The 19,645-nt window shown below is 68.3% G+C and carries 19 protein-coding genes; 15 read left to right on the forward strand and 4 right to left on the reverse strand.

Annotation, left to right across the window (positions count from 1 at the left end; all coding sequences use genetic code 11):
- The first annotated feature begins 7 nt into the window (after positions 1 to 7).
- The 3 genes from R2601_RS17110 (at position 8) to bmt (ending at position 2,880) form a co-directional block, all read left to right on the forward strand.
- Positions 8 to 670: an HAD family hydrolase gene (locus R2601_RS17110; RefSeq protein WP_007800565.1), complete on the forward strand. Its 663-nt coding sequence runs from the start codon at positions 8 to 10 to the stop codon at positions 668 to 670.
- Positions 667 to 1,728 (forward strand): methyltetrahydrofolate cobalamin methyltransferase, encoded by a 1,062-nt coding sequence (locus R2601_RS17115; protein WP_007800566.1) that lies wholly within the window; start codon positions 667 to 669, stop codon positions 1,726 to 1,728. Before R2601_RS17110 ends, R2601_RS17115 begins: the two co-directional genes overlap by 4 nt.
- Positions 1,729 to 1,866: 138 nt before the next feature.
- A complete protein-coding gene (gene bmt / locus R2601_RS17120; protein ID WP_007800568.1) occupies positions 1,867 to 2,880 on the forward strand; it encodes a betaine--homocysteine S-methyltransferase in 1,014 nt (337 codons plus the stop codon).
- A gap of 144 nt (positions 2,881 to 3,024) precedes the next feature.
- On the opposite strand, the gene R2601_RS17125 is transcribed toward bmt, so the two are convergent.
- Positions 3,025 to 4,110, reverse strand: a complete 1,086-nt coding sequence (locus R2601_RS17125; protein WP_007800570.1) for a PA0069 family radical SAM protein — start codon at positions 4,108 to 4,110, stop codon at positions 3,025 to 3,027.
- 169 nt (positions 4,111 to 4,279) lie between these two features.
- Here R2601_RS17125 and R2601_RS17130 point away from each other — a divergent pair, with 169 nt between their 5' ends.
- The 3 genes from R2601_RS17130 to R2601_RS17135 all read left to right on the forward strand — a co-directional run bounded on the left by R2601_RS17130 (position 4,280) and on the right by R2601_RS17135 (position 5,985).
- On the forward strand, positions 4,280 to 4,984 hold the full coding sequence (locus tag R2601_RS17130; protein ID WP_007800571.1) for a cobalamin B12-binding domain-containing protein: 705 nt from the start codon (positions 4,280 to 4,282) through the stop codon (positions 4,982 to 4,984).
- Between the two features lie 169 nt (positions 4,985 to 5,153).
- Positions 5,154 to 5,327, forward strand: coding sequence for a hypothetical protein (locus R2601_RS27060; protein WP_007800573.1), 174 nt, complete (start codon positions 5,154 to 5,156; stop codon positions 5,325 to 5,327).
- Positions 5,311 to 5,985 carry a DUF1638 domain-containing protein gene (locus R2601_RS17135; protein WP_007800574.1) on the forward strand — a complete coding sequence of 225 codons (675 nt, stop codon included), beginning with the start codon at positions 5,311 to 5,313 and terminating at the stop codon, positions 5,983 to 5,985. The genes R2601_RS27060 and R2601_RS17135 overlap by 17 nt, the downstream gene beginning before the upstream one ends.
- Positions 5,986 to 6,164: 179 nt before the next feature.
- On the opposite strand, the gene R2601_RS25575 is transcribed toward R2601_RS17135, so the two are convergent.
- On the reverse strand, positions 6,165 to 7,925 hold the full coding sequence (locus R2601_RS25575) for a divergent polysaccharide deacteylase family protein (protein WP_007800576.1): 1,761 nt from the start codon (positions 7,923 to 7,925) through the stop codon (positions 6,165 to 6,167).
- Positions 7,926 to 8,062: 137 nt separating this feature from the next.
- Here R2601_RS25575 and R2601_RS17145 point away from each other — a divergent pair, with 137 nt between their 5' ends.
- From R2601_RS17145 to lexA, 7 genes are all read left to right on the forward strand, one after another.
- A complete protein-coding gene (locus tag R2601_RS17145; RefSeq protein ID WP_007800578.1) occupies positions 8,063 to 8,644 on the forward strand; it encodes an anthranilate synthase component II in 582 nt (193 codons plus the stop codon).
- Positions 8,641 to 9,663, forward strand: coding sequence for an anthranilate phosphoribosyltransferase (gene trpD, locus R2601_RS17150; RefSeq protein WP_007800580.1), 1,023 nt, complete (start codon positions 8,641 to 8,643; stop codon positions 9,661 to 9,663). The genes R2601_RS17145 and trpD overlap by 4 nt, the downstream gene beginning before the upstream one ends.
- Positions 9,660 to 10,316: a uracil-DNA glycosylase gene (locus R2601_RS17155; protein WP_007800582.1), complete on the forward strand. Its 657-nt coding sequence runs from the start codon at positions 9,660 to 9,662 to the stop codon at positions 10,314 to 10,316. The genes trpD and R2601_RS17155 overlap by 4 nt, the downstream gene beginning before the upstream one ends.
- Positions 10,313 to 11,116, forward strand: coding sequence for an indole-3-glycerol phosphate synthase TrpC (trpC, locus tag R2601_RS17160; protein ID WP_007800585.1), 804 nt, complete (start codon positions 10,313 to 10,315; stop codon positions 11,114 to 11,116). The genes R2601_RS17155 and trpC overlap by 4 nt, the downstream gene beginning before the upstream one ends.
- Entirely contained in the window at positions 11,113 to 11,589 is a 477-nt protein-coding gene (moaC, locus tag R2601_RS17165; protein ID WP_007800587.1) for a cyclic pyranopterin monophosphate synthase MoaC, read from the forward strand. Before trpC ends, moaC begins: the two co-directional genes overlap by 4 nt.
- Positions 11,586 to 12,755 carry a molybdopterin molybdotransferase MoeA gene (locus R2601_RS17170; protein WP_040544863.1) on the forward strand — a complete coding sequence of 390 codons (1,170 nt, stop codon included), beginning with the start codon at positions 11,586 to 11,588 and terminating at the stop codon, positions 12,753 to 12,755. Before moaC ends, R2601_RS17170 begins: the two co-directional genes overlap by 4 nt.
- Before the next feature lie 78 nt (positions 12,756 to 12,833).
- Positions 12,834 to 13,529, forward strand: coding sequence for a transcriptional repressor LexA (gene lexA / locus R2601_RS17175; RefSeq protein ID WP_007800591.1), 696 nt, complete (start codon positions 12,834 to 12,836; stop codon positions 13,527 to 13,529).
- Positions 13,530 to 13,536: 7 nt separating this feature from the next.
- On the opposite strand, the gene R2601_RS17180 is transcribed toward lexA, so the two are convergent.
- Positions 13,537 to 15,573 carry a ComEC/Rec2 family competence protein gene (locus R2601_RS17180; RefSeq protein WP_007800592.1) on the reverse strand — a complete coding sequence of 679 codons (2,037 nt, stop codon included), beginning with the start codon at positions 15,571 to 15,573 and terminating at the stop codon, positions 13,537 to 13,539.
- Between the two features lie 78 nt (positions 15,574 to 15,651).
- On the opposite strand from R2601_RS17180, the gene gltX reads away from it, so the two are divergent.
- A complete protein-coding gene (gene gltX, locus R2601_RS17185) occupies positions 15,652 to 17,058 on the forward strand; it encodes a glutamate--tRNA ligase (protein WP_007800594.1) in 1,407 nt (468 codons plus the stop codon).
- Between the two features lie 105 nt (positions 17,059 to 17,163).
- Complete coding sequence (gene gltA, locus R2601_RS17190) at positions 17,164 to 18,462, forward strand: citrate synthase (protein ID WP_007800596.1); 1,299 nt, start codon at positions 17,164 to 17,166, stop codon at positions 18,460 to 18,462.
- Between the two features lie 338 nt (positions 18,463 to 18,800).
- On the opposite strand, the gene R2601_RS17195 is transcribed toward gltA, so the two are convergent.
- Positions 18,801 to 19,577, reverse strand: a complete 777-nt coding sequence (locus R2601_RS17195) for an enoyl-CoA hydratase-related protein (protein WP_007800598.1) — start codon at positions 19,575 to 19,577, stop codon at positions 18,801 to 18,803.
- Positions 19,578 to 19,645 lie beyond the last annotated feature (68 nt).

Below are 19,645 nucleotides of genomic sequence, written 5' to 3' on the forward strand. Positions count from 1 at the left end.
GACGGGCATGACCAAAGCTCTCCTCTTCGATCTGGACGGCACACTGCTCGTCTCCGACCCGCTTCACTACGCGGTCTTCGCGGAAATCTTTGCCGAGCACGGCAAGGAGCTCACCCCGGAGATCTATGAAAACCGCATCCACGGGCACCACAATCTCGAGATGTTCCCCAAGCTCTTCCCGGGCTGCGACGCGCAGGCGCTCTCGGACGAGAAGGAACGCCGCTTCCGCGAGCGCCTCGGCGACGGCGCCGCCCCGATGCCCGGCGCGGTGGCGCTGCTCGACCAGGCCGACCGCGAAGGATGGCGCCTGGCTGTGGTGACCAATGCCCCGCGCGAGAACGGCGAGCACATGCTCAGGGCCATCGGCCTCAGCGACCGCTTCGAGCTGCTGATCATCGGCGACGAATGCGCCCGCGCCAAGCCCGACCCCGAGCCCTACCTCGCCGCAATGCGCCAGCTTGGTGCCGAGCCGCATCACTGCCTCGCTTTCGAGGACAGCCAGAGCGGCATGCGCGCCGCCGCGCGCTCCGGGGCCTATGCCATCGGCGTGCGCTCGGGGCTCAGCCATGACCGCCTCTGCGAGGCCGGGGCCCAGGCCACCATTGCCGATTACACCGACGCCACCCTGCCCACGCTTCTGGACCGTTTGAGAGGAGAACACATTCCATGACGAGAACCGTTGTCGAGTCGAAGACCCGCACCGCCACGCTCGGGTTCGATGAACCGTTCTGCGTGATCGGCGAGCGCATCAACCCCACGGGGCGCAAGAAGCTCGCCGCCGAACTCGAGGCCGGGGATTTCTCGACAGTGGAAAAGGACGCGCTGGCGCAGGCCGCCGCCGGTGCCGCCATTCTCGATATCAACGCGGGCGTGGTCTACAACTCCAACCCCAACCCCAACGAGACCGAACCGCCGCTGATGCGCCAGATCGTCGAGCTGGTGCAGGGGCTGGTGGACCTGCCGCTCTGCATCGACAGCTCGGTGCCGGGCGCGCTCGAGGCCGGGCTCGAGGCCGCCGAGGGTCGGCCGTTGCTGAACTCGGTCACCGGCGAGGAAGACCGGCTCGAGCTGGTGCTGCCCTTGGTGAAGAAATACAACGTGCCGGTGGTGGCGATCTCGAACGACGACACCGGCATCTCCGAGGATCCCGACGTGCGCTTTGCGGTCGCGAAGAAGATCGTCGAACGCGCCGCCGATTTCGGCATCCCGGCGCATGACATCGTGGTCGACCCGCTGGTGATGCCGATCGGTGCCATGGCCACCGCCGGCCAGCAGGTCTTTGCCCTCGTGCGCCGCTTGCGCGACGAGCTCGGCGTCAACACCACCTGCGGTGCGTCCAACATCTCCTTCGGCCTGCCCAACCGGCACGGCATCAACAACGCCTTCCTGCCAATGGCGATGGGCGCGGGCATGACCTCGGCGATCATGAACCCGGTCGCCCTGCCCGTCACCCAGACCAAGATCGCAGCCAAGAAGGCCGAGGTCGCCGCGGCCGGCATCATCCTGCCCGAGGACATGGATGACGAGACCTTCGTGACCCTCTTCGGCATGGGCTCGACCCGCTCGAAGCCCGGCTCCGAGATGGCCGCGATCCGCGCCGCCAACCTGCTGATGAACCAGGACCCGCATGGCGGCGCCTGGATCGCCTTCAACAAGGAAGCCGAGACCGGCGAACCCGCCGCCGCCCGTGGCGGGCGACGTGGCGGAGGACGCCGCAGGCGGGCCTGAACGGCCATTGCGCCGGTCAAGGCTTTCCGCAACACTCGCCGCGTTACACTCCCGAGGCCCGGGCCGCGATCCCTCGCAACGGCCCGGGTCCCGCTTCAAGATCAGACCCCGCTTCACGACCAGACCCCAAGGCATGACATGACCGACGCACTGACCGAGCTGCTCTCCACCCGCGACTGGCTCATGGCCGACGGCGCCACCGGCACCAACCTGTTCAACATGGGGCTGGCCTCGGGCGATGCGCCGGAGTTCTGGAACATCGACCACCCCGAGCGCATCCGCACGCTGTACCGCAACGCGGTCGAGGCGGGCTCTGACATCTTCCTCACCAACTCCTTCGGGGCCAACGCCTCGCGGCTCAAGCTGCACGATGCGGCCTCCCGCGCCTTCGAGCTGTCGCGCCTCGCCGCCGCGCTGGGCCGCGACGTGGCGGACGCCGCAGGCCGCAAGGTGGTGGTCGCGGGCTCCGTCGGCCCCACCGGCGAGATCATGGGCACGGTCGGCACGCTGAGCCACGAGACCGCGGTCGAGATGTTCGAGGAAACCGCCGCCGGGCTCAAGGAGGGCGGCGCCGACGTGCTCTGGGTCGAGACCATCTCGGCCCCAGAGGAGTTCGCCGCCGCCGCCGAGGCCTTCGCGAATGTGGGCATGCCGTGGTGTGGCACCATGAGCTTCGACACCGCCGGGCGCACCATGATGGGCGTGACCTCGGATGACTTCGTACGGCAGGTCGACGCGCTGCCCAACCCGCCGCTGGCCTTCGGCGCCAATTGCGGCGTCGGTGCCTCGGACCTGATGCGCACCGTGCTGGGCTTTGCCGCCACCGGCACCGAGCGCCCGATCATCGCCAAGGGCAATGCCGGCATCCCGCGCTACGAGGATGGCCACATCCACTACAACGGCACGCCCGAACTGATGGCCGAGTACGCGGTGCTGGCGCGCAACGCCGGCGCCCGCATCATCGGCGGCTGCTGCGGCACCATGCCCGAGCACCTGCGCGCCATGCGCGAGGCCCTCGAGACCCGCCCCACCGGCCCGCGCCCGACGCTCGAGCAGATCGCTGCAGCGCTGGGAGGCTTCAGCTCCGACAGCGACGGCACCGGCGACACCCCCGCGCCGAAACGCGAACGCCGCGGCCGCCGCCGCAGCTGACACCCGGGACCGAAGCCCCCGTCTTCTCTTCGTCAAAAATACTCCCGCCGGAGGCAGGCCGGCCCGTGCCGCCTTGCCGGCCTCCGGCAAAGGCACCGCGCCTTGGGCCAACACCTCCGGCCAAGGCGAACGACTGTCCCACACTCAGAACAGGCTTAGCTGGTCTCCGGCCCGCGCCGGCACGCGGAACAGGTCGCTCCGCAGCGGCCCGAGCGTGCGGTCCAGCCCCAGCCGTCGCGCCGCCTTGTCGAAGCGTTGCGCGATCAGCTGCGCATACTGCCCTTCGCCCCGCATCCGCCGGTGCCACTGCGCGGAATACTCCTCGCCGCCATGCATCTCGCGCAGCCGCGCCATCACCCGGCCGGCCCGGCCGGGGTAATGCTCCTCGAGCCAGGCTTTCCAGAGCGGCGCCACCTCGAGCGGCAGGCGCAGCATGATCCAGCTCGCCGCCGCAGCGCCTGCCTCGGCGCCGGCGGCGAGGATCGCCTCGAGCTCCGGGTCGGTCAGCGCCGGCACCACCGGCGAGACCATGATCCGGGTCTCGATCCCGGCCTCCGCAAGACGCCGGATCGTCGCCAGTCGCCGCTTTGGTGCCGGCACTCTCGGCTCCATCCGGCGCGACAGATCGGCGTCCAGCGTGGTGACCGACACGCCCACCCGCGCCAGCCCCATCGCCGCCATCTCCGACAGGATGTCGATGTCGCGCTCGATCAGCGCACCCTTGGTGACGATCGCCACCGGGTGGCGATGATCGCGCAGCACCTCGAGACAGGCGCGCATGATCCCCCGGTCACGCTCGAGCGGCTGGTAGGGATCGGTGTTGGTGCCGATGGCGAGCGTGGCCACGCGGTAGCGCTTCGACCGCAACTCGCGGGCCAGCACCTCCGGCGCATCCGGGCGCGCGACGAGCCGCGTCTCGAAATCCAGCCCCGGCGACAGGCCGAGATAGGCATGGGTCGGCCGCGCGAAACAATAGATGCAGCCATGCTCGCAGCCACGATACGGGTTGATGGTGCGGTCGAAGGGAATATCCGGCGAGGAGACGTAGTTGATCAGGCTGCGCGGCCGCTCGTCGCTCACCTCGGTGCACAGCTTGGGCAGATCCTCATCGATCTCCCAACCGTCATGGGCATCCTCGTAGCGCAGCCGCTCGAACCGGCCGGTCTCGCGGCTGGCCGCACCGCGTCCCGGACGGCGCTCCTTGTCGATCTGGCGCTTGCTCTCGCTCATTCGCAAATCATGGAACATTAAGCGAACATTCGCAAGGCCACGGCGTCTGAAGTCGCAGCCGCAACCGCGCGTGTCGCAAATGTCAAAGCGCGCTGCGGCCATGCACCGCAGGCTCGGAGCACCCAAATCGCCCGCGTGGCCCGCCACGCCCCAAGCACGGATCCTGCCCATGGCCGACGAAGACGACGACATCATCCTCGCCGATCTCAATGACGAAGAGCTGGTCGAACAGATGTTCGACGATCTGTACGACGGCATGAAGGACGAGATCGAAGACGCGGTTCACATTCTGCTCGACCGTGGCTGGGCGCCCTACCGCATCCTGACCGAGGCGCTTGTCGGCGGCATGAAGATCGTCGGCGAGGACTTCCGCGACGGCATCCTCTTCGTGCCCGAGGTGCTGCTGGCCGCCAATGCGATGAAGGGGGGCATGGCGATCCTCAAGCCGCTGCTGGCCGAGACCGGCGCTCCGACCATCGGCAAGATGGTGATCGGCACCGTCAAGGGCGACATCCACGACATCGGCAAGAACCTCGTCGCGATGATGATGGAAGGCGCAGGATTCGAGGTGGTCGACCTCGGCATCAACAACCCGGTCGAGAATTATCTTGAGGCGGCGGCGGCGGAAAAGCCTGACATCATCGGCATGTCGGCGCTGCTGACCACCACCATGCCCTACATGAAGGTGGTGATCGACACGATGGTCGCCGAGGGCATTCGCGACGACTATCTCGTGCTGGTGGGCGGCGCGCCGCTGAACGAAGAGTTCGGCAAGGCCATCGGCGCCGACGCCTATTGCCGCGACGCCGCCGTGGCGGTTGAAACCGCCAAAGACCTGATCGCCCGTCGCCACAACCAGCGCGCCGCGGGCTGATCCACCCCCGTCCTGCTGCCCCGGCGCGCGTCGCCGAGGCAGCGGCACAGCCGTCCCTCTACCGCCCGCCCCACGGACGATCCCATGGCAGGCGGGCGCCTTGCGGAGGTTTTCCCTTTGAATCGCGCCCCTGACAGCCTATCTTTGACAAGAGGTAAGGGAGACGATCATGCCTGTGACACATCTGGTCACGCTTCTTGTCGCGGTTCTGGCATCGGCGGGGCTCACGATCTGGGCGTTTCTGTCCTGGGGCGCGGGCACCATGATCCCGCTGCTTCTCGCCGTGGCGTTGGCCGTGCGATGGGCCATGACCCCGGTCGCGCCCGATGACGGGCACGCCTGACAGCGACACCCGCGCCAGCGCCGCGCCGAACGATGCCACGCTGACCGCGGCCGGGCTCGCGCCGACCGGACACGGCAAGGTCCTGATCATCGCCTGCGGCGCTCTGGCGCGCGAGATCCTCGCCCTTCGCGCGCGCCATGGTTGGGATCACATCGATCTCACCTGCTTGCCCGCGATCCTGCACAATCATCCCGAGAAGATCACCGATGCCGTCCGCGAGGCCGTGGCGCGCCACCGCACCAGCCACGACCGCATCTTCGTGGCCTATGCCGATTGCGGCACCGGCGGCACCTTGCAGACCGCTTGCGCCGAGCTCGGCGTCGAGATGATCGCGGGGCCGCACTGCTATGCCTTCTACGAAGGACTGACGCGATTCGAGGGGCTCGACGAGATCACCAGCTTCTACCTGACCGATTTCCTCGTGCGCCAGTTCGATGCCTTCGTCTGGACCCCGCTCGGCCTCGACCGGCACCCGGAGCTGCGCGACATGTATTTCGGTCACTACGAGACACTGGTTTATCAGGCACAGACCGACGATCCGACCCTCACGGATCTGGCCAGGTCGCACGCAGAGCGGCTCGGGCTGCAGTTCGAACGACGCCTGACGGGCTATGGCGATCTCGAAACCGCGATGGCGCGGTGGGCCGCGGCTGGGTGACGCGTGCCGCTCTGGCTCTGCACAGCATGAAGAGCCTTGAGTGAGGGGGCTATCCCCCGTCATGCACAGGATGACCAGCGCAAAGTGAGGGGGCTCTGCCCCCGTCCCGGCGGGGCCGGGCCTCCCCCGGAGTATTTCCGAACGTAAAGAAGACAGGGGCGTTGTCGCGCTCGGTCAGCTCAGTTGTCCGTCGGGCTCTCGCGGAGAACGAGGGAGATCGGCACAAGGGCGACGCTGCTGGCGCGGTCCTGCAGGCCCCAGAGCAGCAGGGCCGAGACCGTGTCCGCGCGCAGGCGGCCAAGCATCACCACCGCGCCCTCCTGGCGCGCCTTGAAGGCCGCCTGATCTAGGAAGCGGCGCATGACCCGCGGATCCTGCCCCTCGCCATCGAAATCCCGGAACACCGTGACCGTGGGCACCGCTTCGCGGCGGGCCAGCGCCTCGCCGGTGTTCAGCCCCTTGGGCTGCATCAGCAGCCCGTGACCGGAGGCACCGAGATATTGCGCCGCCTGCTCGGAGATCGCGCGGGTCGCCTGAAGGCCGTCGCCGGGCGCCTCCATCACCGCCACCGCCTCGGGCACGGCCCCGAGGCTGCCCTCGAGCGTGACCTCCACGTCGGTGGCCTGAGCCCCTTCGGGCACGCCCGCGATGGCAAGCACCTCGAACCCCGCGTCGCGATAGCCCTGCGCCGTGGCGGCCGCGTCGGGATGCGAGGCGGGAATCGCAAAGCTTACCGCGAAGGGAAACTCGCCGACCGTGTCGGGGCCGAGCGGGCCCGTCCCGTCGTCGATCAGCACGATCGCCATGCGCGGGGCGTCGTCCTCGGCCTCGGTGGGCACGGCGTAGCGCTCGAGCGGCGACAACTCGGACGGCGCGGCTTCGGGCGCGGGGGTCGGCTCTGCCGGGGCCGCCTCTCCGATCGAGGGCAGACGGCTTGCGCTTTCGCCAGCCCCGCGATCGGCAAGCGAGCCGGCCGGGGTGCCGATGGCGGGCCTGCCGGCCCCGGCAGTCTCGGACGTTGGGCTGCCCGGCAGCGTGCTCACGCGGGGCAGCGCATCCTCTCCCGGCACCAGCGGCGCCGGCAGCGGCGGTGTCGGCGTCTGGGTGGAGACCTCTGGGGCGGCCTCGTCCTGCGGCGCGTCGGGCAAGACGCTGTCGCGGCGGGCCGGACTGTCGGCGCTCGCCATCTCCATCGACGGGGTGTCGATGTCGGGCGTGGCAGGAGGCGCGGGCGCGTCCAGAGCCGTCTCGGCCTCGGGCGGGATGTCGGTGGCGACGCTGATCTCGGAGGCAGGCTCGGGCGCCGCGGCGGTCACCTCGCCGGGCTGGCCGGGGCGCGCGACCGTTTCGGCGCCTGCAGGCTCGTCAGGGGCCAGGCCGGCGGCGGGGGTGACGGTCTCGACACCATCCTCGGGGCTGGTCTGTGGGGCGTTGTCCTGCAGCGTGGGCTCGGGAGCCGGGTCGATCGCAGGTGCCGCAGGGCTGTCAGCGATATCACTGGAGTCGGCTTCGTCCGCGGCGCGGGCTGGCATCTCCTCGGCCATCGGCACGGTCTCGGATTCGACGACAGGCTCCGGCACCTCGGCGACCTCGGGGGCGGCCGGTTCGGCAAACTCGGGATCGGGCTCGCCCGGCGCCATCTCGGGATCGGTTTCTGCCTCGGGCACCACTTCGTCGACATCGCGCTCTGCAGGCTCTGCGGGCTCTGCGGACACGTCGTCAGATGCGACCTCGACACCTAGCTGTGGCTGCTCGGGCGCCTCGGGCTCTGGCGTCTCGACGGTCTCAGGTGCCGCGGTCTCCGATACCGGCGCCTCTGCCTCGGGCGGCAGCGCGGCGCGCCCCCGCTGCGGTGGGCCCGTCAGCACCGAGACCGTGCCCAATGCCACGCCCGACACCACCGTGCCGATGATCGCCCCCGCGAGAAACCCTCGTGCCATCGCTTCTGCCCTCTTCGCCCGCTGCGCCCCCGGCCCCGTGCCCGGGCCGTTGTCGTGGCGCATGCCCTTGACGCTGCACCATCTTGGGGCGCATGTATAGCCCCGACCAAGACCCGTCTCCAGACCGAGAATGCCTCATGCTTCTGCTCATCGACAACTATGACAGCTTTACCTACAACCTCGTGCATTACGTGGGCGAGCTTGGTGTCGAAACGCAGGTCTGGCGCAACGATGCGCTCGACGTGCAGCAGGCCATGGCGCTGAAACCTGCCGGCATCCTGCTGAGCCCCGGCCCATGCGACCCTGACCAGGCGGGCATCTGCCTCGCGCTGACCGAGGCGGCGGCCGAAACCGGCACGCCGCTTTTCGGCGTCTGCCTCGGGCACCAGACCATCGGCCAGGCCTTCGGCGGCACCGTCAGGCAGCACTCCGAGATCGTGCACGGCAAGATGGGCACCATGCATCACGACGGCACCGGCGTGTTCAGCACCCTGCCCTCGCCCTTCGAGGCGACGCGTTACCACAGCCTCGTGGTCGATCGCGACACGCTCCCCGAGGAGCTGATCGTCAACGCCTGGCTCGAGGACGGCACCATCATGGGGCTGCGTCACCGCGATCTGCCGATCCACGGCGTGCAGTTCCACCCCGAGAGCATCGCCTCCGAACACGGGCACCAGCTGCTCAAGAATTTCCTCGACACGATGAAGGTCCCCGCATGAGCGACCGCCTCAAGCCGTTGATCGGCACCGCCGCCACCCGTCCGCTGACGCAGGAGGAGGCGGAGGCCGCCTTCGAGGTCCTGTTCGAAGGCGAGGCCACGCCGGCCCAGATGGGCGGCTTCCTGATGGCGCTGCGCACCCGGGGCGAGACGGTCGACGAGTACACCGCCGCCGCCGGCGTGATGCGCGCCAAGCGCAACGCGGTGATCGCGCCCGAAGGCGCCATCGACATCGTCGGCACCGGCGGTGACGGCAAGGGCACGCTCAACATCTCGACCGCGACCGCCTTCGTGGTGGCCGGCGCCGGTGTCACCGTGGCCAAGCACGGCAACCGCAACCTCTCGTCGAAATCCGGCTCCGCCGATGCGCTCGCCGAAATGGGCATCCAGGTGATGCTGCCCGCCGCCGCCATCGCGCCGATCCTCGAGAGCGTCGGCATCTGTTTCATGATGGCGCCGATGCACCATCCGGCGATGAAGCATGTCGCGCCGGTCCGCACCGAGCTCGGCACCCGCACGATCTTCAACATCCTCGGGCCGCTCACCAACCCCGCCGGGGTCAAGCGCCAGCTGACCGGCGCCTTCTCGCGCGAACTGATCCGCCCGATGGCCGAGACGCTGGGCAAGCTCGGCTCCGAGCGCGCCTGGCTCGTGCACGGTTCCGATGGCACCGACGAGCTTGCGATCTCGGGCAAGAGCTGGGTCGCGGCGCTCGAGGAAGACGGCTCGGTGCGAGAGGTCGAGCTGCACCCCGAGGATGCGGGCCTTCCGGAGCACCCGTTCGAAGAGATCGTCGGGGGCACCCCGGCCGAAAACGCCGAAGCCTTCCGCGCGCTTCTGGGCGGCGCCCAGACCGCCTATCGTGACGCGGTGCTGCTGAATTCCGCCGCGGCGCTGGTGGTGGCCGGTAAGGCCGCAGACCTGCGAGAGGGCGTCGCACAGGCGCGTGAGAGCATCGACAGCGGCGCCGCCAAGGCCAAGATCACGGCGCTGGCAGAGGCCACGCAAAAGGCCGCATGAGACCGCCCGAGGCCTGGGCCGAACTGCCCTTCTTCCACGACGACCTGCCGCGCATAGAAGCCGCCCTGGCGGCCGAGACGCGGCAGATCCTGCCACCCGCGCCGCAGGTCTTTGCCGCGCTTGACGCCTGCGCACCCGAGGATGTGCGGGTGGTGATCCTGGGACAGGATCCCTACCCGACGCCGGGCCACGCCCACGGGCTTGCCTTCTCGGCAGAGCCCGAGGTGCGCCCGCTGCCGCGCTCGCTCGGCAATATCTACAAGGAGCTCGAGGCCGAGTTCGGGGCTTGCCCGCCGACTGCCGACCTGCGGTTCTGGGCGGCGCAGGGCGTTCTTCTGCTGAACACTGCGCTCACCGTGCCCGCGGGCAGCGCCGGCGCCCATGCCAAGCTCGGCTGGTCGAGGCTGACCGAGCAAGTCCTTGAAACGCTGTCCGAAACGCCACGTGCCTTCATCCTCTGGGGGAACCACGCGCAGGGCTTCGCCAAGCACATCACTGGCGGAGACCACCTGATCCTGCGCTCCGCCCATCCCTCGCCGCTCTCGGCGCGGCGCGGCTTTTTCGGCTCGCGCCCCTTTTCCCGTGTCAACGACTGGCTTATTGCTCGGGGCGACACGCCGATCAACTGGACGACGCCGGAGGCGCCCGCATGACCATCACCATTCTCGACAAGATCAAGCACTACAAGCTCGAGGAAGTGGCCGCCGACAAGGCCGTCAGGCCGCTCTCCGAGATCGAGGCCGAGGCCCGCGCCGCAGACCCTGTGCGCCCCTTCGGCGCAGCCCTGCGCAAGGCGTCCGAGACCGGCTACGGGCTGATTGCAGAGGTCAAGAAAGCTTCGCCCTCCAAGGGGCTGATCCGAGAGGATTTTCACCCCGCCACCCTGGCCGCTGCCTACGAGAACGGCGGGGCCACCTGCCTGTCGGTCCTGACCGATACCCCGTCCTTCCAGGGCGCGAAATCCTTCCTGACCGAGGCCCGCGCGGCGACCTCTCTGCCGGCGCTGCGCAAGGATTTCATGTACGATCCCTATCAGGTCGCCGAAGCCCGCGCGCTCGGCGCCGACTGCATCCTGATCATCATGGCCAGCGTCTCCGACACGCTCGCCGCCGAGCTGGAAGACGCTGCCTTCGACTGGGGCATGGATGCTCTGATCGAGGTGCACAACGCCGAAGAGCTTGACCGCGCGCTCAAGCTGAAGTCGCCGCTCATCGGAATTAATAACCGAAATCTCAAGACCTTCGAGTTGACACTTGACACGACGCGCGAGCTGTCGAAGCGGGTGCCCGAGGATCGCATTCTGGTCTGCGAAAGCGGTCTCTACACCCCCGCCGATCTTGCCGACATGGCGAGCTACGGCGCCCGCAGCTTCCTCATCGGTGAGAGCCTCATGCGGCAGGAGAACGTCGAGGACGCAACCCGCACGCTGCTTGCAGATCCGGTGCCGGCATGAGCGGCTTGACCCATTTCGATGCCAAGGGCGACGCCCACATGGTCGACGTCTCCGAGAAGGCGGTGACGGCGCGCGTCGCCACCGCCGAGGGCTGGGTGAAGATGGCCCCCGAGACTTTTGACATCATCACCGAGGGACGCGCCAAGAAAGGCGACGTGATCGGCGTGGCGCGTCTGGCGGGGATCATGGGGTCCAAGAAGACGCCCGAGCTGATCCCGCTCTGCCACCCGCTGCCGGTGACCAAGGTGTCGGTCGAGATCACGCCCGATGCCGCGCTCCCGGGCCTGCGCATCGAGGCCACCGTGAAGACCACCGGCCAGACCGGAGTCGAGATGGAGGCTCTGACCGCCGTCTCGACCGCGGCGCTCACGGTCTATGACATGGCCAAGGCGGTCGACAAGGCGATGCAGATTGGTGGTATCCGCGTCATCCTGAAGGATGGCGGAAAATCAGGGCGTTACGAGGCGACATGATATCAGTGTCCGAAGCGCTGGACCGGCTGTTCTCGCTCGCCGCGCCGCTCTCCGCGGAAACGGTCCCGCTTCACCGGGCCGTCGGGCGCGTGATGGTAGAGCCTGTGACGGCGCGCCGCGATCAGCCGCCCTTCAACGCCTCGGCCATGGATGGTTACGCCGTTACCGAAGCAGCGCCCGGCAAGAGACTGAACGTCATTGGGGAATCCGCTGCAGGATCATCTTTTGAAGGCCCTGTCGGCGACGCAGACGCCGTGCGGATCTTTACCGGCGCTCCGGTCCCCGAGGGCGTCACCACCGTGGTGATCCAGGAGGATGTGGACCGCGATGGCGACACGATCCTGATCACCGACCGGCTCGGCTCTGGCACGAATATCCGCCCCCTCGGCGGCGATTTCCGCGTCGGAGAGACGATCCCTGCGCCGCGCCTCCTCGGCCCGCAGGACATCGCCCTTCTGGCCGCCATGAACATCCCCACGGTACGGGTCGCCCGGCGCCCGCGCGTCGCGCTGATCTCCACCGGTGACGAGCTCGTCATGCCCGGCGAAACGCCCGGTCCCGACCAGATCATCGTCTCGAACACCTTCGGTCTCCACGCCATGCTCACCCAGGCCGGTGCCGAGCCCCGGATCCTGCCCATCGCCCACGATACCGAAGCGGCGCTCGCGACCGTGCTCGGGCTGGTCGACGACGCCGATCTGGTGATCACCATCGGCGGCGCCTCGGTGGGCGATCACGATCTCGTGGCGAAGGTGGCCGCACAGCTTGGGCTTGAGCGCGCGTTCCACAAGGTCGCCATGCGCCCGGGCAAGCCATTGATGTCTGGCCGGCTGGGCGATGCGATGATGATTGGTCTGCCGGGAAATCCCGTGTCGGCAATGGTTTGCGGTGAAATCTTCGTGAAACCCGTGATCCGCGCGATGCAGGGATTGCCCGCCGAGCCCGCCCCCCGCGAAACTGCGCAGCTTGCGGCGGAAATCGGCTCGAACGGCCCGCGAGAGCATTACATGCGCGGCCGCTCGGAGCCGGATGGCCGGGTCACCGTGTTCTGCCGTCAGGACAGTTCGCTGCTGAGCGTGCTTGGCGCGTCGGACGTGCTGGTGGTGCGCCCGCCGAAGGACGGCCCGCGCGCCGCCGGGGATCTGGTGGAAATCGTGCGTCTCTGACGATGTTTGCCACAGCATGTTGACACAAAACAAGAACATGCGTAGAACAAAGGGCAGACAAACGGCGGAGACCGCGGCATGCTGACCAAGAAACAGCTCGACCTTCTGGATTTCATCAACAAACGGCTGCAACGCGATGGCGTTCCACCCAGTTTCGACGAGATGAAGGATGCGCTCGACCTGCGATCGAAATCCGGCATCCACCGCCTGATCACCGCGCTGGAAGAGCGCGGCTTCATCCGCCGCCTCGCGCATCGCGCCCGCGCCATCGAGATCGTCAAGCTGCCCGAGAGCCTTGGTGGCAAGCCCGCGGGCTTCACCCCGCAGGTGATCGATGGCGACCGCCCGGACAGCCGGCCCGCCAAGGCGCAGCCGGTCAGCAATGCCGAGGCGCTGGAGCTGCCGCTGCTCGGCCGCATCGCCGCCGGTGAGCCGATCCAGTCGATCGCCGACAATCCGCCCAACATCGCGGTCCCCGGCGCCATGCTGTCGAGCAACGCCCATCACTACGCGCTCGAGGTCAAGGGCGACTCGATGATCGAGGCCGGCATTCACGACGGTGACGTCGTCATCATCCGCGAGACCTCCTCGGCCAGCAACGGCGACATCGTCGTGGCCCAGATCGAAGGGTACGAGGCGACGCTGAAGCGCTTCCGCCGCCAGGGGGACACCATCGTACTCGAGGCCGAGAACGCCGCCTACGAGCCGCGCGTGCTGCCGCTGGGCGCGGTCAAGGTGCAGGGCCGCCTCGTCGGTCTGATCCGGACCTACTGATCCGCTTCTAGCGATCTTTGCCGCGGTGCCAGAGCCTTCGGCCCGCCGCAGTCTCGATGCGCGGGCCGGTCGGGGTCTGCCAGATCGCCACGGCGCCGGTGCGGGCGAGCCGCTCCGGATCGAAGATCTCGCATCCTGGCCAGTCCGGAAGATCGGTGCTCGACACCACGAGCTCCCGCGCGCCACAGCCGCGAAACCCGGCGGCGGCGCGCTTGCCCTGGAAATGCGTTACCATCGCGCCGGCGACAGAAATGCGCGCGACCCTCGGCTGCTCATGCTCGGGCCACAGGGCCGCCGCCACGGCCTGCCCGCCGGCCTGACCGTCATTCTCCAGCCAGACCGCGGCCACGAACCCGGCGCCGCGCTCGCGCGAGAGCGCCCGGCCCTCTGGGGTCATCGCCCCGACCAGCGTCCCGCTGTCGGAAATCAGCAGCGCAGGACGCCCGCCGCTGGCCCAGAGCGTCACGGCGAGCGAAAGCGGCAGCAGGCCTGCCCATCGTCCACGCCCCTGCCACAGGCACAGGATCAGCCCGCCGGAGGCCAGCAGTGGCAGCACCCAAGCGCCGGGCGCCCGCACCTGCCCCAGCGCGCCGTCCCAGCCCGTGACCGTGCCGGCCACCGTCAGGATCCAGTCGAGCCCCAGGGCCATGACCCACAACGCCGTAGCCTCGAGCCCCAGCGGCATCAGCAATGCCGTGACGACGGCCATCGGCACCACGATCAGCCCCATGACCGGCACCGCCACGAGGTTCGCGACAAGCCCGTAATGCGAGACGATGTTGAAATGCGCCATCGACACCGGCGCCGTGGCGAGCGAGGCGGTGACCGATGAGACCACCAGCGTCAGCAGAGGCCGTGCCAGCCGCGGCAAGCCGCGTTCGATTGCGAGGTCGCGCATCGCGCCGAACACTGCGACCAGCGCCAGCGTAGCCGCAAAGCTCATCTGGAAGCCCGGGCCGAGCAGCGCTTCGGGGCGCAGCACGAGCACGATGAGCGCCGCCAGCGCCACGCTCCGCAACGAGAGTGCCCGGCGGTTGCAGAGCAGCGCAACCAGCATCACCGCCACCATGACGAAGGCGCGCTGGGTGGCGACATTGCCGCCCGAAAGCGCGAGGTATCCGGCCGCCGCGACCAGCGCCACCCCGGCGGCGATCTTCTTGCCGGGCCAGTTGTGGCGCGTATGTCGCGGCAGCAGAAGCACGAGGCGCGTGGCGGTGAAGACGACCCCCGCGAGCAGCCCCATGTGCAGCCCCGAAATCGCCAGCAGATGCGCGAGATTGCTGTGCCGAAGCGCCTGGAGGGTCTGCAGGCCGATGGCGGACCGGTCTCCGGTCATGATGGCCGCTGCGAAGGCGCCGGTCTCGCCGGGCAGCACCGCGCGCACGCGCTCCGCGATCTTGAGCCGCAGGCGCAGAACGGGCGTGTCGCGCTGTGCCGGGACGAGGCGCAGCACCGGGGTCCGGGTGTAGCCGACCGCGCCGAGCCGCAGGAACCAGGCATGACGGCGGAAGTCGAATCCGCCGGGTTCGGCCGCGCCGGCAGGGCCCGAGAGATGCCCGGTCAGGATCGCCACATCGCCGGGCCGCGGCGGCGGATTGCCCTGCGATCCGTGCAGCGAGACCCGGACGCGACGCGGGGTTTCGTGCGGGGCCATGCGGGCCAGCACGACCCGGTCGAGTGTCAGGCGCAGCGCATCCGATGCCGAGCGATCGATCCCGACGACCCGCCCCTCGATCGGGCCGTAGTAGCGGAAACCGAGCTGTGGCCCGGACACCAGATGCGCGCGCCCCCCCGCCAGTGCAATCCCCAGCACCGCGAGGGCGAGTGCGACGGCCAGTGGTGCGAGCCACATGGGAAGCCGCCGCGAGATTGTCAGCAGCGTGACTCCCGCACAGGCCGCCGACACGAGACTCCAGACCGGCGGCTCATCTGGCAGAGCGAAGTAGGTTGCGATGCCGCCTGCCAGCGCCACCGCGCACCACGGAAACAGGTGACCCCGCTGCCCGGTCAGCGCCGACGTCAGCCGATCCCCGATCCGCCCCATACTTGCCCCTGACCCGTCCGCTGGTTAAGGAACCGAGAAAACCCTACGCCCCCCTTGGTTACCGAGAGGTTAATACCCATGACCGTCGTCACCCGTTTCGCGCCGTCGCCCACCGGCTACCTGCACATTGGCGGCGCACGCACGGCGCTGTTCAACTGGCTCTATGCCCGCGGCCGGGGCGGCAAGTTCCTGCTGCGCATCGAGGACACCGACCGCGCCCGCTCGACCCCGGAGGCCACCGCCGCGATCCTCAAGGGGCTCGACTGGCTCGGGCTCGGCCATGACGGCGAGGTGGTGAGCCAGTTCGAGCGTGCCGACCGTCACGCCGAGGTCGCCCGCGAGCTGCTCGCCAAGGGCGCGGCCTACAAGTGCTTCTCGACCCAGGAGGAGATCACCGCCTTCCGCGAAGAGGCAAAGGAGGCGGGCCGCTCGACCCTGTTCCAGAGCCCGTGGCGCGACGCCGATCCGGCGAGCCATCCCGACGCCCCCTATGCCGTGCGGCTGAAGACCCCGACCGAAGGCGAGACGGTGATCGAGGACGAGGTGCAGGGCCGCGTCACGATCCGCAACGATCAGCTCGACGACATGATCCTGTTACGCTCGGATGGCACCCCGGTCTACATGCTGGCGGTCGTCGTCGACGACCACGACATGGGGGTGACCCATGTGATCCGGGGGGACGATCACCTGAACAACGCGGCGCGTCAGATGGGCATCTACACGGCGATGGGTTGGCCGCTGCCGGTCTACGCCCATATCCCGCTGATCCACGGCCCCGACGGCAAGAAGCTGTCGAAACGCCACGGTGCGCTCGGCGTCGACGAATACCAGAAGATCGGCTACCCCTCGGCGGGCATGCGCAACTACCTCGCAAGGCTCGGCTGGAGCCACGGCGACGACGAGTTCTTCACCGATGCTCAGGCCATCGAGTGGTTCGACCTGTCGGGAATCGGCAAGTCCGCGGCCCGGTTCGATTTCAAGAAGCTGGAGAATCTCTGCGGCCAGCACATCGCCATCGCCGACGATGCTGCACTGCTGCAAGAAATCGAGGCGTATCTCGACGCGGCGGGAAAGCTTGCCCTGACGGAAGCGCAGCGCGACGGATTGCTGCGCGGCATGTACTGCCTCAAGGACCGTGCCAAGACCTTCCCGGAACTGCTTGAAAAGGCACATTTCATCCTGGCAGATACGCCGCTCGAGCCGGACGAGAAAGCGGCCAAGGCACTGGATGCAGTATCCCGTGGTATACTGGCTGCGTTGACGCCGCAGCTGCAAAATGCTAGCTGGTCGCGGGAAGAACTCGAAGGGGAGATGGGCGCTTTCGCAGAGGCACAGGGGACCAAGTTCGGCAAGCTTGCCGCCCCCCTCCGTGCCGCGCTGGCAGGACGCGCCGTGACCCCGAGCGTTTTTGACATGATGCTGGTGCTCGGCAAGGAGGAAAGCCTCCGCCGCATCGGGCACGCAGCCACCTCTGAGACGGGGTGACGGCCTGAAGGGAGCGTTTCGACAAACGGCTCGCCAAGGCCATGTGAGACTATATCGCCCCGGGCGCGCCAGGCGCCGGGGCCCTTTCGAAAGGAACGACGAAGCATGGCTGAAACTCCGACGAAGAATGCGACGCTGACGATCGACGACCAGTCCTACGATCTGCCGATGTACTCGCCCACCGCGGGCCCGGACGTTCTGGATATCCGCAAGCTCTATGCGCAGGCCGGTGTCTTCACCTACGACCCGGGCTTCACCTCGACCGCGAGCTGCGACAGCACCATCACCTTCATCGACGGCGACAAGGGCGAGCTGCTGCACCGTGGCTACCCGATCGACCAGCTGGCCGAGAAGTCGCATTACCTCGAGGTCTGCTACCTGCTGCTCTACGGCGAGCTGCCCTCGGCGGCCGAGCTCGAAAAGTTCGAGAACACCATCACCCGGCACACCATGCTGCACGAGCAGATGCAGTATTTCTTCCGCGGCTTCCGTCGTGACGCGCACCCGATGGCGACCATGGTCGGCGTCGTCGGCGCCATGTCGGCCTTCTACCACGACAGCACCGACATCAAGGACCCCAAGCAGCGCGAGATCGCCTCGCACCGCCTGATCGCCAAGATGCCGACCATCGCGGCCTGGGCCTACAAGTACTCGATCGGCCAGCCCTTCGTGTACCCGCGCAACGACCTGAGCTATGCGGCGAACTTCCTGCACATGTGCTTCAGCGTGCCGGCCGAACCCTACCAGGTGAACCCGATCCTGAGCCGCGCGATGGACCGGATCTTCACCCTGCACGCCGATCACGAGCAGAACGCCTCGACCTCGACCGTGCGCCTGGCCTCGTCCTCGGGTGCCAACCCGTTCGCCTGCATCGCGGCCGGCATCGCCTGCCTCTGGGGTCCGGCCCATGGCGGCGCCAACCAGGCCTGCCTCGAGATGCTCAAGCAGATCGGCTCGCCCGACAAGATCCCCGAGTACATCGCCCGCGCCAAGGACAAGAACGACCCGTTCCGCCTGATGGGCTTCGGCCACCGCGTCTACAAGAACTTCGACCCGCGCGCGACGGTGATGAAGCAGTCCGCCGACGAGGTGCTCGACCTGCTCGGCGTCGAGAACAACCCGATCCTCGCCACTGCGAAGGAACTCGAAAAGCAGGCGCTCGCCGATCCCTACTTCGCCGAGAAGAAGCTGTTCCCGAACGTCGATTTCTACTCGGGCATCATCCTCGAGGCGATGGGCTTCCCGACCTCGATGTTCACCCCGATCTTCGCCCTGTCGCGGACCGTGGGCTGGGTGTCGCAGTGGAAAGAACAGCTCGCCGATCCGCAGCACAAGATCGGTCGTCCGCGCCAGCTCTACCTCGGCAGCACGGCACGCGACTACACCGACATCGAGACCCGCTGAACAAGCGGTCTTGCGTGAGACGAGAAAGCCGCCCCCAGGGGCGGCTTTTTTCGTGTGGGCGTGGGAGGCTTGCCCGGCGGCATGCGCTGTGGCGCGGGCGGGATGCCTCCGGCGGGAGTATTTTTAACGAAGAGAAGTCAGGGGCGCCGGGTTGGAGGTTGGTGCGCTGTCCGAGGCGGTGTTGAAGGAGCTTTGCCTGCGTCGTGGCGTTTGGTCCGGCGTCGCGCGGTTGTGGTCGCTGTGGCAGGCCTCCGGCGGGGATATTTTTGGCCAGAAGAAGACAGGGGCGCCGGCTGGCGGCGGCGCACCCTGGGGGCATCTGTGGGGCGGACTGGCGGTCAGCGGCCTTCGAAATGAGGCGGGCGCTTTTCGAGGAAGGCGACGATGCCTTCCTTGAAGTCGCGGGTCTTGCCGCATTCGCCCTGCAGGCGGGACTCGACGCGGAGCTGGGCCGCGAGATCGCACTCGAAGGCGCCGCGCAGCGCGGTCTTGATGCGGGCATAGGCCTCGGTCGGGCCCTTGGCGAGATAGGCCGCACGGGCCTGCCAGACGGCCTCGAATTCGGCGTCGGGAACCGCTTCCCAGATCATGCCCATCTCGTCGGCCTGCCGGGCCGAGATGCGGTCGGCAAAGAGCGCCGCGCCCATCGCCTTGGCGAGGCCCATCTGACGCGGCAGCGCCCAGGTGCCGCCGGCATCGGGAATGAGGCCGATGCGCGTGAAGGCCTGCATGAAGAAGGCGCTCTCGGTGGCGATCACCACGTCATGCACCAGCGCCAGATTGGCGCCCGCGCCCGCCGCCGCGCCGTTCACCGCCGCGATGGTCGGCACCGGGCAGTCGGTGATGGCGTTGAGCATCGGCTCGTACTCGTCGCGCAGCACGCGCTCGAGATCCATGTTGGCGGCGGTCTCGCGGTCGCCGAGATCCTGCCCCGAGCAGAACGCCCGGCCGGTGCCGGTGAGCACCACGACCCGCGCAGCGCGGCCCGCCTCCTGCACCGCGTGGGTGATCTCGGCGCGCATCTGGGTGTTGAGCGCGTTCATCACGTCGGCCCGTGACAGGGTGATGACCGCAACGTCCTCGGCGATCTCGTAGGTGATGGTCTCGTACTGCATGGGGTGCCTCCTGCCTCCTCGCGCCTCTCTGCTTCGGGCGCCATAAGACAGGCAGCCGACGCGCTTGG

Origin of the sequence: Salipiger bermudensis HTCC2601, assembly GCF_000153725.1 — a bacterium.
In the GTDB taxonomy this organism is placed as follows: domain Bacteria; phylum Pseudomonadota; class Alphaproteobacteria; order Rhodobacterales; family Rhodobacteraceae; genus Salipiger; species Salipiger bermudensis.